Here is an 11,902-nt window from a genome sequence, read left to right as displayed (position 1 = left end):
ATTAATGAATGATTTATCGACCGTTATTTAGTTTGCATGTATTTAAAAAGTGACGATATACGGGGTTGTCTTTCATGTCTTTTTTCATTGCTAAGTACATTGGGCGAGTTAAACCAAGTGCACCCAGTGGAATCGATTTTATCAGTCCTTGGCTTTCGTATGGTGTAACCAACCAATCAGGTAATGCTGCTACTCCCATTCCAGCGCTCACTAGCTGAAAAATTAATAAGCCTTGATCAACATTTTTAAGTGTGCCGTCAAAGCGGGCGTTTTGAATAAAGTGCTTAAATATATCTTGGCGCTCACGCGGAATAGGGTATGAAATAATGGTTTCGCTTTTTAAATCAAGTGCGGTTACATACGCTTTTTTAGCTAAATCGTGATCAGGTGCAACAATTAACTTTAACTTAAAGTCGAATAAATGAGCATACTCTAGCTTATCGGGTTCACGGATGTCTGATGTTAGCACTAAGTCTAATTCATCGTTCAGTAAATCTGGAATAGCGTCGTAACTAAAACCACGTTCATAATCAATTTTTATATCTGGCCAAAAGTTATTAAAATCTTTGATTGTTGGAAGTAGCCAGTGAAAACACGCATGGCATTCAACGCTTAGTCGTAATTGTGAAATTGGCTGATTTAAACTTTCTTTTAAACGGCACTTTGTGGCTTCAATTTTAGGTAATATCTCATGGGCTAATTCAAGCAATAACATTCCTTGTGGCGTAAACCGAACAGGTTGTGTTTTACGTTCGAACAGTTGACAGTCTAGCTTGTTTTCCAAATCTTTAATTTGATGCGACAGCGCAGACTGAGTTAAAAATAATTCTCTCGCGGTATTAACTAAAGACCCTGTTTCTTTGAGAGTTGCAATAGTTTTTAAATGTTTTATGCCAATCATCTTTAAAAATTCTCATGAAAAAATTGAGCGGTACTTATTGTTATTTAATACTACGCCTATATAAAAAACGTTTCAACGTCTAGACGTCCAAAATCTGCTAATAATTATACTTTCTTTAATTAAAAATTTTACTTTTAGCGTAAACTGCTAGATTAAAGCTGGTTTTTTATTGTTTGTATTAATTTACTTCATGATGAAAAGTTAATGTGTCTGTTTTAAAAAATTTTTAGCTGCTTTAGGTCTGTTAATCTTTCAAGGTTGAATTTGCAGCAGCCTGTATGGTACTTGGCAAGGCAGAGCCTATGTAGTGTGGTTGTTTTCCATAAATTAGCGTTAACGTAGTATTAATGCCAAACAGGTTCAGCCTAAAGCGCTCTGCCTAAAGTTTATTTACGCTTTTTTGCTTAGATGGCTGAAGGAAAGGGGGCGTGAACAGGACGCGAAAGCTTTGCTTAGCTTTTACTTATCCTTAAATAAATGTAAGCCAATAAAATAACGCAGGGGCAAGTTATCGAGCCCGCTAGGTTTCAAACCCCAAAGGTCCTCTAGCTTGAACAAGCTTTAATACATAAAGACCTACATCACCTAGCTGCTAGGCTTAATATCTATCGGTGATATTATGTATTGAGGCTAAAGTGGTTTATTAATTAGTAATATAGCTTCATGTGCGGTAACTGGCTTTGATTTTAAGTAACCTTGTCCGTATTCACAGTGCGTAGCTTGTAAAGTTTCTAACTGTCCAATAGTCTCAATGCCTTCAGCAACAACTTCAAGTTTTAACGACTTAGCGAGTGACAAAATAGCCTCAACCAGAGGGTTTGTTGAATCTTGTACGTGGTCAATAAAGCTTTTATCTATCTTCAGAATATGAATTGGCAGCTGATGTAAGTAGCCTAGTGCAGAGTAACCTGTTCCAAAATCATCAAGACACAGTTTTACTTTAAGCGGCGAGAGCCCTTCAATGATTTGTGTGGCAAGCTCTAAGTTTTCTATTAATCCAGACTCTGTTATTTCTAAGCACAAAGACCCTAATGGCAACTGGTATTTGTTATAAATAGCATGGATTTGAGCTACAAAATCTAGGCTTGCAAAATGACGCGATGATACATTCACAGTGACTTTTAAAAAACGGTGTCCTTGTTGATGCCATTTTGAAATATGCTGTGCGGCTAAATCGAGTAGATGTAAATCGAGGTTAATTATTTGGCCTGTTTTTTCTGCGATAGGAATAAAGTCATTGGGAGAAACAAATCCTTTTTTAGGATGGTGCCAACGAACAAGTGCCTCAAAGCCAATAACGTGGCTTTCTAAAATAGTAAAAATGGGCTGAAAATAGAGCTCAAATTCATTTTGTTCAATACCAAGTTGTAAATCATTTTCGATGTCGGCGTGGGTTTTGAGTTTTTTTCTCATTGTATTGTTGAAAAATTTAACTTGCCCACGCCCTGTTGATTTAGCCTCGTACATAGCAGCATCTGCTTGTTGCAATAAGAGGTAGGCTTTATCGTCAACGTTATCGGTATAGGCAATCCCTATACTGGTTGAGGCTTGCAATAAATGGCCATCAACATTTATTGGTTGAGAGAGCGCTTCTTGTATACGGTTGAGCGCTTCTTTGACTTGATTACGATGAGTTATGTTTTCCATTAAAATAGCAAACTCGTCGCCACCCAAACGTGAGAAAGTATCAGTGTTGCGAACGGTGCCTTTTATCAATTCACAAATTTTAATTAAAAAATGGTCGCCAACTTCGTGGCCGAGCGCGTCATTAATGCTTTTAAATCGATCAAAGTCTAAATAAAGTAGGGCATGAACAGTGCCTTTTTTTACACGCGTTAAGCGTAAAATTGCATGCTTAATTCTTTCTATCAGTAAAGAGCGATTAGCAAGCCCTGTTAATCCATCATGTAAAGCTTTGTGTTCAAGCTCCTGCCTAGCCAACTGTCTATCAATTGCCATGCTTATTTGCCTACTCACGTAGGTAAGCAGTGAACTATCGTGTTCATTATAATGATGTGCTTCATGGTAACTTTGCACAACAATTACCCCACTCATACGTTCATTGGCTTTAAATGGTACGCCTAACCAGGATTCAGCCTGGCGACCAATTAATTTGAAATTACCTTGCTCGATATGATCAATGTAGTCTTGTTTTGTTAACAACATGGCTTGATCTGTTTGCAATAGAAAGTAAGACGCGGTGTCTTTAAGCTGCTCTTTGGAGATTTTTTGATGTGTGTTTGTTTGTATTCCGGCTTCAACAATGTAAACAATATCGAGAATGTCGATTTGCTTATCGTATAGCCCAATAAAAAAGTTATCGGCTCGTAATAAGCTATTAATAATAGTGTGTAAAGATTCAAAAAATGTATCTAAGTCACTGGCTTTATAGGTTAAGTTAGCTATTTGAAGAAGACTGTTTTCAAGCTTTTGTGCATCGTTCAATTGTTCTACAGTCGATTGAAGGCTATTGACCATGTTAACTTGGTTTATTTTAGCGCTTAAAAGATGTGCCACTGTTGTTAATATTTCGAGGTGCGCATTAGTAAAATAGTTCATAGCCGGGTGTTCACAATCAATAACACCTAGAATACGGTCTTTATATACTAAAGGCACGCAAAGCTCTGATTGAGCAGGGCGTTCGTCTGCAATATAGCGGCTATCTTTTGTGACATCGCCCAAAATTATTGCCTTTTTTGTGGTTGCTACAAACCCTGATATACCTTCATTAAAATTGATTACTTTACGTTGGGCTTTGTATTTGTATCTTTGGCGATCGACTCCCATAGACGCAACAAGGCTTAGCTTAGACGCAGAGTCATCAGCGAGGTAAATAACACAGTCAACAAATCCAAGACGATTCACAACTTGAGTCGTTACATATTCAAATAGCTCATCTAATGTGTCGAGTTGTAATAGGCTTGATGAAAACTGATTTATGATACTGAGTTGATCTGTTTTTAATTCAAGCGCTTTAGAGGTATCGATATCGTTCGACATAGGCAAATTATTTATTCTTTTTACACACACATAACTACGTTAACCTAATATTAACGCTACTACAAAATAAAACGATAAACGTTTTAACAAAGCTTTAAATAATATAGGGCAAATCAGTCATTGATTATTTTTAATAAAATCTTTACTCGAAAAGATCATATGCCTATGATCACATAAATTCAGCTGTGGAATGAAGTAATGACCAGTAATAATACAACCCCTGTAACAACGTTAACAATTACCCGACCTGACGATTGGCATGTGCATTTACGCGATGGTGATCAGCTTAAAGATACGGTGCGAGATATTAGCCGCTATATGGGGCGTGCTATCATAATGCCAAATCTGGTTCCTCCAGCAACCTGTACTGACACTGCCTTAGCGTACAGAGATCGTATAATGGCAGCTAAGCCACAAGGGAACTTCGAACCATTAATGGTTTTATACCTTACAGATAAAACAACACCTGAAGAAATAATTAAAGCTAAGGCATCAGGCAAAGTCTTTGCTGCTAAACTTTATCCTGCTGGCGCGACAACCAATTCTGATTCAGGCGTAACTTCTGTCAAAAATATATATTCAGTGCTTAGTGCTATGCAAGATGTAGGTATGCTCTTACTTGTTCACGGTGAAGTAACTGATTCATCTATTGATATTTTTGACAGAGAGAAAGTATTTTTAGAAACCATTTTAGGGGATGTAGTTAACGACTTTCCAGAGCTTAAAATTGTACTGGAGCACATAACAACGAAAGATGCGGTTGATTTTGTGAATAATGCGCCGAGTAATGTAGCGGCAACGATTACTGCACACCATTTATTGTACAACCGTAATCACATGTTAGCAGGGGGAATCCGTCCTCATTATTACTGTTTGCCAATATTAAAACGTAACATTCACCAACAGGCACTTATGGCTGCAGCTATTAGTGGCAGTAAAAAGTTCTTTTTAGGTACTGACTCAGCGCCTCATTATAAAGATAAGAAAGAAGCCGCGTGCGGTTGTGCGGGAGCTTACACTGCTCATGCTGCTATTGAGCTTTACGCAGAAGCTTTTGAAGAAGCGGGTGCTTTAGATAAGCTTGAGGGTTTTGCAAGCCACTTTGGCCCAGACTTTTATGGTTTAGCGCGCAATAACGATACAATTACATTGCAAAAGTCGCCTTGGACTGTACCTGCTAGTTATACGCTTGGTGATTCTGAAGTAGTACCGATAAAAGCTGAATCTGTAATTGATTGGGCTGTTTTAAAGTAAAATTAAGCACTTGAAATAAGAGCCGCTTTCTACAGCGGCTTTTTTGTATGTAAATATTTAGGCTCAAGGCTTGTATAAAAAGCTGTAAATTGGCTTGTTACTTAATAATTATTTCTTGTTTGTTTTAGTATGAATAGAAATTAGCCTGTGAAGGGTTAACAATTGCTGTATTTTTATTAGGATTTTATAATAAATATTACAATAATATTTTATTTTTATTTATTTTAATCAATGTCTTATCTGTTTTCACTCACGGAGTAAGTTTTTTTAGAAATTATTTTCAATTAATAGAGCGAAAAAAAATAGAATGTGTTAATCTTACTTTGCTTTGAGTTTTTATGAATTGAATTTACGGATATTGTGCTGCGTTTAAGGTTACCAGTTAGGTTATTACTTGTTCCTGTACTATACCTCTATTTTATGAGCATTGACTCAAGGAGGCTATTGCCACAATAACGTGGCAGAATTTTTAATTATTGACTTACAGGAAAATTTAGTATGTCGGTTTCTGGTAAAGTAAAGTTTTTCAACGAAGCTAAAGGCTTTGGTTTCATTGAACAAGAAAACGGTCCTGACGTGTTTGTACACTTCAGCGCAATCTCTGGTTCTGGTTTTCGCACTCTTAGCGAAGGTCAAGCAGTGACATTCAGCATCAAACAAGGTCAAAAAGGCCCTGAAGCTGAGAACGTTGAAGCAGCATAATTTTAATTATGTGAACTCATGTTCATCTTGGTGAAGCAGGTCTCTGTTTCACCATCATCCCTCAAAACGCTCTCATACTAAAAAAGCTCAATACCTCCAATAATTAATAGCACTCATTTCTTATATCTAAACTCCAAAAGACCATTATATGTCTTAATTTTGTTAGAAACCTGATTTCAATTTAAATATGCTAAACAGTATTTATGCATTATTAATTTTGTGCTTCCTATAAAGTTCTAATATTTTCGTAACTCTTCTAGGTTAACTTGTAAGTTTTAAAGTATTAATATTTACAAAACTCAGCTTCAAACTAGATTATATGGTTAATCGTCAAAACCTTGAGTTTGGATAGTGAGCTAATAAGTAATATACAGTCAACATAGATAAAGACTCGGTTTAAGCTTCATGAAAATAATTAACTAAAGTAAGTCTGTTTTAATTTTGATTTAGCCGAAGCCATTAATGAGATTTTATTTCGTCCATCAGTTTAGAGCGCTGCTTATAGTTTTTGAGTGCGAGAAAACCTTCACAAATTCGATATTGAATTCCCTCTATTAGCTTTACAACTTTCAATATGTGTAACGTTTGATTTTTGTGCGTTAAACCGTTCTTTTTCTGAGTTAAAGTGCTAAAAAATGATAAAAAAACGTCAGATAGAGCCTCTAAAAGAGTTTTTTATTAAATGTTTTTATTTTTTTTTTACATATATCTAGTTTGAACTAAATGTTGCATTTATGTTGTTTGTTTAGAGGTCTATCCAGTCAAACATCAACCTTATTGGGGTTTGCTAGGAGTGTTGATAATACAGTTGGTTGCAATAATGTTAACATTTTATTGGTGCTACTTTAATGTAGTCCATCGGTAGGTGATTTATTTGCTAATTACCTCCAACATCAAGTTGACAGCGCTTATTGCATTTAGCATTATTGAAAGGTTGATATCTATTAAAAGATATCAGGGTTGTTCTCTTCGGAGGATAATTAAATTATAAAAGTAACATTACTTAATTGGTTGGGAACTATGTCTGTTAAAATCAGAAAGAGTCTTGTAGCAACTGCGTTGGTTGGCGCTTTTGCATTTGCAAGCAGCAATGTGATTGCAGATCCTTTGAATGACGTGCAAAAAGCAGGTCAAACAATTCAAAAGGCTGCTGTTAAGTCTCAAACTAAAATTGACAATGTATACGGTCAAACTCAAGAGCTAATCGCTGAGTACCGTAGCATCGTTGATGAGACTGAACTTATGAAAGTGTACAACGATCACGTAGCACGTTTGGTCGCTGACCAAAATGCATCGATTGAATCGTTCGATCGTCAAATCGCGACTATCGATAACACTAAACAAAACGTTGTGCCTTTGATGTATCGCATGATCGATACGCTTGAGCAATTCATCAAAGCGGACGTTCCATTCAATCTTGAAACGCGCCTAGGCCGCGTTGAAAGACTTCGTGACATTATGGCATCAGCTTCTGTTACTACGTCTGAAAAATTCCGTCAGGTTCTTGAAGCTTACACAGTTGAAACAGCATACAGCTCTGCAGTAACTGCTTCTCAAGGTACGCTGGAAATTGATGGCAAAAACATCAACGTAGATATCGGTCGTTTAGGTCGTATTACTTATGTTGCTCAGTCTTTTGACTTGAAACATGCTTGGGTATGGGATAACAACACTAAACAGTGGAAAAAATTAGGTGAAGAATACCTAAAACCTGTTAAAGAAGTGATCCGCATGGCACGTAAGCAAGCGACACTAGAACTTGTTAAACTACCAATCTTTGGCGCGGAGTAATCAATAATGAAGAAACTATTTAAAGGTTTTGCTGTTGCAGCAGTACTATCTGTTTCTGCAGGTACCGCGCTTAACGCACACGCAAACACTGACGCTTTAGACAAAATTCTTGAGCAAGTTAAGCAAGAGCGTATCTCTGAAGGTAAAATCAACAAGCAACGTGAGCAAGAGTTCTTATCAGAGCGTGCTGACAAGCAATCTTTACTTAATAAAGCGAAAAGCCAACTAGCTGCTGAGAAAGCACGTGGTGACTCTTTAGCTAAGCAATATGCACAAAACGAAAATACTTTAGCGGAAAAAGAGCAAGCTCTTCAAAACGCGCAAGGTACGTTAGGTGAGATGTTTGGTGTTGTACGTCGTGCAGCGCAAGACGCAATTGGTTCAATTGAAGCATCTTTAGTAAGTGCTGAAAAGCCAGGCCGTGCTGAAGTACTTCGTTCACTAGCAGCCGCTAAAGAACTTCCAACAGTCCGTGAGTTAGAAGAGCTTTGGATTTCACTTCAAACAGAAATGACAGAGTCAGCAAAAGTTTCTACTTTTGAATCTGAAGTTGCTGGTCTTGACGGAAACACTGCGGTTAAGAAAATCACTCGTATTGGTAACTTTAACTTAGTTGCTGACGAAGGTTACTTAATCTATTCACCAGAAACAAAGTCTATCCAGCCTTTAGGTAAACAACCTGATAGCTACATTTTAGATGGCATTTCAAACCTAGAAGCAACGTCTTCTGACAGCTACGCGGGCGTTTACATTGACCCTACACGCGGTGCTATCTTACGTATTAATACGCAGAAAAAAACGTTAATGGAATACTACGAGCAAGGTGCTGAAGTTGGTTACATCATCACTGTATTACTTGCTGTAGGCCTATTAATCTTCTTAGTCCGTTTCATTGACTTAGCGCTTACTACTTCTAAGATCAAATCACAACTTAAGAACTTGTCTACACCGAATACAAACAACCCACTGGGTCGTATTCTTAAAGTGTATCATGACAACAAGTCTCAAGATGTTGAAAACCTTGAACTTAAACTTGATGAAGCGATTCTACGTGAAACTCCACGTGTTGAAGCTGGTATTAACATCATCAAGATCCTTGCTGCTATCGCACCATTACTAGGTCTACTAGGTACAGTAATCGGTATGATTTTAACGTTCCAAACAATCACATTGTTCGGTACAGGCGATCCGAAGATCATGGCTGGTAACATCTCTCTAGCACTTGTAACTACAGCGCTAGGTCTAATTGCAGCTCTACCACTTATCCTACTTCACTCTATTGTTGCAGGTCGTAGTAAGTCGGTATTACATATCCTTGATGAGCAAAGCGCTGGTATCATCGCTACTCACGCGGAGAAGGAGAAAGCCTAATGCTAGTCCTGATGGAGATATGGGAATCTATCAGGGATTTTGTTGGCACAGGCGGCCAGGTTTTATACGTGGTCGCGATAGCACTCTTTCTGATGTGGGTTTTAATGATTGAGCGCTATTGGTTCTTACTTGCAGAGTTTCCTCGTTTAACGAAGGATATTGTTGCTAAGTGGGATGCCCGCCAAGACACTACGTCTTGGTACGCACACAGAATCCGTGAAGCATGGATTTCTGAAGCGTCTGAAAAATTAGATCAGCGTATGTTGTTGATTAAAACATTAGTAGCTGTTTGTCCTTTAATAGGCTTACTTGGAACTGTAACGGGTATGATCGCGGTTTTTGAAACCATGGCAACTCAAGGTACTGGTAATGCACGTTTAATGGCATCAGGTATTTCAATGGCAACAATCCCAACAATGGCTGGAATGGTTGCGGCACTATCTGGAGTTTTCTTTAGCTCACGCCTTGAGGCAAGAGCGAGAATGGTGAAAGCCAAACTTGTAGATAGCATGCCTCATCACTAGAGAGAGAATTAAATATGGCACGTAAACAACGTTTTCGTGAAGAAGAAGAAGCAGCGGTAGATATGACACCAATGCTTGACATCGTATTTATCATGCTTATTTTCTTTATCGTAACTACATCGTTCGTTAAAGAGGCTGGTATCGAGGTCAATAAACCTAAAGCTGCCCAAGCTACGAAGCAAAAAAATGCTAACATTTTTATTGCTATACGTAGTGATGGCGCAATCTGGATTGATAAGCAGCAAGTTGACGTTGAACGTGTTTCAGCGAAGATTGAAAGCTTATTAGCAGAACAACCTACTGACGTTGTAATTTTGCAAGCTGATAAAGAAGCAAAACATGGCACAGTGGTTAAAGTTATGGACCAGATTAAAGCGACGGGCGATAACCTAAGAATTTCAATAGCTGGAGATCAGTAATGATTCGTTTTCTGTTTTCACTGATTGCAGGTGGGGCAGTTACTTTCGGCTTGTTCTACTTCATGGCTTACCTCATCTCTGGTGGGGCTGACCGTAATACGGAACAAAAAGAGCAGATCATAGTCGAAATAATGACGAATCCGCCTGAATCTAAGGTGCAGGAGAGGAAGCGTGTACCGCCTCCGCCTCCGCCACCGCCAAAGCAGCCGCCTAAACCGCAGCCGCCACAGCCGGATACTAATCCTAACCCAGGTGCAATGTCATTTAACATGCCAAGCATCGACGTAGGAAGTTCTGCTGGTGGACTAAGTGGTCCGGGTGCATTTGGACGAGATGGTGATGCGACACCTATCGTTCGTATTGAACCAAAATATCCAACGCAAGCAGCGCGTGATGGTAAAGAAGGTTGGGTACAACTTTCGTTCACAATTGATGAGTTAGGTGGGGTTATTGATGTTGATGTAATCGACGCAGAGCCTAAACGTATCTTTGACCGTGAAGCTAAACGTGCACTTCGTAAGTGGAAATACCGTCCGAAAATCATTGACGGTAAGCCACAAAAACAAGTTGGTTTACAAGTTCAACTAGACTTTAAACTTAACCAAGGCTAAGGAGGCGAGTAATGAGAAATTTATCTAAAGTAACTGCTCTTGCAATTCTTATGTCTGTGTCAGGTGCAACTTTAAGTTCATCTGTATTAGCGGCGCCAGATTACGCGAAAATTGAAGAGCGTAAGAAAGCAAAAACTAAGATCATGGGCGAGCGTACTGGTAAAAAAGTAATTAAAGCGTTTGACTTGTATAACGAAGAAAAAGTTGACGAAGCGATTGTATTGCTGAGAGAGATTGACCCTTCAGATGAGTTTGATAAAGCGACTGTAAATCGTTACTTAGGTAGCATGTACGCGCAGAAAGAAAACTACGCTGATGCAATCAAATACAGCAAGCTAGCAGTAGCGCCTGATATTTTGAACTTTGCAGACCACGAACAAACACTTAAGTTATTAGGTGATTTGTACGCGGGTACTGAAAAATACAAAGAAGCAAAAAAAGCATACACAGCATGGATGGACTTCACAGGTGAGGAAGATCCAACTGTATATACTCGTATTGCGCAAGCTAACTTTCAGTTAGAGCAATTCAGTGATGTTTTTGAGCCTGCTAACAAAGCAATAGCGCTTCAAAAAGAGCCTAACAAAGGCCCTTACCAGCTTAAACTTGGTGCATACTTTGAAACTAAAGATTATGCAAATATGGTTAAAGTGGGTGAAGAAATTGTTAAAGTTTGGCCTGATGATAAAAAAGCTTGGGTTGGTTTAGGTAAATACTACCTACAAACCGAAGAATATCAAAAAGGCCTTGCAACAATGGAAGTGGCTTTCAAAAACGGTTACTTTGAAAACGAAGTTGAATATAAAGTACTTGCTAACTTTTATTCTTTAAATGAAATTCCTTACAAAGCGGCTGTAACGCTTGAAAAGGCAATTAAAGAAGAAAAAGTTAAACGTACTAAGCAAAATGTCAACGCGGTTGCAAGTAACTATCATCGCTCTAAAGATATAGAGAAAGCTGCTAAGTATTATGAAGAAGCTGCTAAATTTGATGACGACGCTGAGCTTTACCGCAAAGCAGGTTCATTACTTTTACAATCTGAGAAGTTTAGTGCTGCCGTTGTTCGCTTGAACAAGGCGTTAGAGCTTGGCTCTGACAAAAAAGGTACTATTTATTCAGATTTAGCTGAAGCGTATTATTACCAAGGCAAGTATAAGCAAGCTTATGCTGCTATTGTGAAAGCTATGGATGACCCACGCACACGTAAGTTTGCAAAAGGTTGGTCTACCTACATTAAAGATAAAGCCGCTCGCAACGGTGTTAAAATTTAATATTAGCTAACATTAGCAACTTTTAAAAAGCCCCTCTGGGGCTTTTTTTATTAGGATT

The 11,902-nt window shown here is 38.2% G+C and carries 10 protein-coding genes; 8 read left to right on the top strand and 2 right to left on the bottom strand.

What is annotated here, in order from left to right:
- Positions 1-13: 13 nt before the first annotated feature.
- Positions 14-901, bottom strand: a complete 888-nt coding sequence (locus tag AC27I2_RS11075) for a LysR substrate-binding domain-containing protein (protein ID WP_058404289.1) — start codon at positions 899-901, stop codon at positions 14-16.
- A 630-nt stretch (positions 902-1,531) separates the two neighbouring features.
- Positions 1,532-3,901, bottom strand: coding sequence for a bifunctional diguanylate cyclase/phosphodiesterase (locus tag AC27I2_RS11070; protein ID WP_058551712.1), 2,370 nt, complete (start codon positions 3,899-3,901; stop codon positions 1,532-1,534).
- 198 nt (positions 3,902-4,099) lie between these two features.
- Here AC27I2_RS11070 and pyrC point away from each other — a divergent pair, with 198 nt between their 5' ends.
- From pyrC to AC27I2_RS11030, 8 genes are all read left to right on the top strand, one after another.
- Complete coding sequence (gene pyrC, locus AC27I2_RS11065) at positions 4,100-5,155, top strand: dihydroorotase (protein WP_487204331.1); 1,056 nt, start codon at positions 4,100-4,102, stop codon at positions 5,153-5,155.
- A gap of 498 nt (positions 5,156-5,653) precedes the next feature.
- Positions 5,654-5,857, top strand: a complete 204-nt coding sequence (locus AC27I2_RS11060; RefSeq protein ID WP_006792379.1) for a cold-shock protein — start codon at positions 5,654-5,656, stop codon at positions 5,855-5,857.
- A gap of 1,020 nt (positions 5,858-6,877) precedes the next feature.
- The gene (locus AC27I2_RS11055) at positions 6,878-7,648 is read left to right on the top strand and encodes a DUF3450 domain-containing protein (protein WP_487204344.1); all 771 of its coding nucleotides are present in this window, start codon (positions 6,878-6,880) and stop codon (positions 7,646-7,648) included.
- 6 nt (positions 7,649-7,654) lie between these two features.
- Positions 7,655-9,019, top strand: coding sequence for a MotA/TolQ/ExbB proton channel family protein (locus tag AC27I2_RS11050; protein WP_006792382.1), 1,365 nt, complete (start codon positions 7,655-7,657; stop codon positions 9,017-9,019).
- Entirely contained in the window at positions 9,019-9,543 is a 525-nt protein-coding gene (locus AC27I2_RS11045) for a MotA/TolQ/ExbB proton channel family protein (protein WP_004588135.1), read from the top strand. The genes AC27I2_RS11050 and AC27I2_RS11045 overlap by 1 nt, the downstream gene beginning before the upstream one ends.
- A gap of 14 nt (positions 9,544-9,557) precedes the next feature.
- Complete coding sequence (locus tag AC27I2_RS11040; protein ID WP_006792384.1) at positions 9,558-9,962, top strand: ExbD/TolR family protein; 405 nt, start codon at positions 9,558-9,560, stop codon at positions 9,960-9,962.
- Positions 9,962-10,573 (top strand): energy transducer TonB, encoded by a 612-nt coding sequence (locus tag AC27I2_RS11035; RefSeq protein WP_010557583.1) that lies wholly within the window; start codon positions 9,962-9,964, stop codon positions 10,571-10,573. The genes AC27I2_RS11040 and AC27I2_RS11035 overlap by 1 nt, the downstream gene beginning before the upstream one ends.
- Positions 10,574-10,584: 11 nt before the next feature.
- A complete protein-coding gene (locus tag AC27I2_RS11030; protein ID WP_006792386.1) occupies positions 10,585-11,844 on the top strand; it encodes a tetratricopeptide repeat protein in 1,260 nt (419 codons plus the stop codon).
- Positions 11,845-11,902 lie beyond the last annotated feature (58 nt).

The organism is Pseudoalteromonas sp. NH0006-46 (assembly GCF_057547735.1).
Note: the sequence above shows the minus strand (reverse complement) of the source record. Positions and strands in the feature narration are given on the sequence as shown.

Excerpts from the sequence above, each read along its gene's own strand:
- AC27I2_RS11075 (WP_058404289.1), bottom strand. The coding sequence starts at position 901 with ATGATTGGCATAAAACATTTAAAAACTATTGCAACTCTCAAAGAAACA.
- AC27I2_RS11070 (WP_058551712.1), bottom strand. The coding sequence starts at position 3,901 with ATGTCGAACGATATCGATACCTCTAAAGCGCTTGAATTAAAAACAGAT.
- pyrC (WP_487204331.1), top strand. The coding sequence starts at position 4,100 with ATGACCAGTAATAATACAACCCCTGTAACAACGTTAACAATTACCCGA.
- AC27I2_RS11060 (WP_006792379.1), top strand. The coding sequence starts at position 5,654 with ATGTCGGTTTCTGGTAAAGTAAAGTTTTTCAACGAAGCTAAAGGCTTT.
- AC27I2_RS11055 (WP_487204344.1), top strand. The coding sequence starts at position 6,878 with ATGTCTGTTAAAATCAGAAAGAGTCTTGTAGCAACTGCGTTGGTTGGC.
- AC27I2_RS11050 (WP_006792382.1), top strand. The coding sequence starts at position 7,655 with ATGAAGAAACTATTTAAAGGTTTTGCTGTTGCAGCAGTACTATCTGTT.
- AC27I2_RS11045 (WP_004588135.1), top strand. The coding sequence starts at position 9,019 with ATGCTAGTCCTGATGGAGATATGGGAATCTATCAGGGATTTTGTTGGC.
- AC27I2_RS11040 (WP_006792384.1), top strand. The coding sequence starts at position 9,558 with ATGGCACGTAAACAACGTTTTCGTGAAGAAGAAGAAGCAGCGGTAGAT.
- AC27I2_RS11035 (WP_010557583.1), top strand. The coding sequence starts at position 9,962 with ATGATTCGTTTTCTGTTTTCACTGATTGCAGGTGGGGCAGTTACTTTC.
- AC27I2_RS11030 (WP_006792386.1), top strand. The coding sequence starts at position 10,585 with ATGAGAAATTTATCTAAAGTAACTGCTCTTGCAATTCTTATGTCTGTG.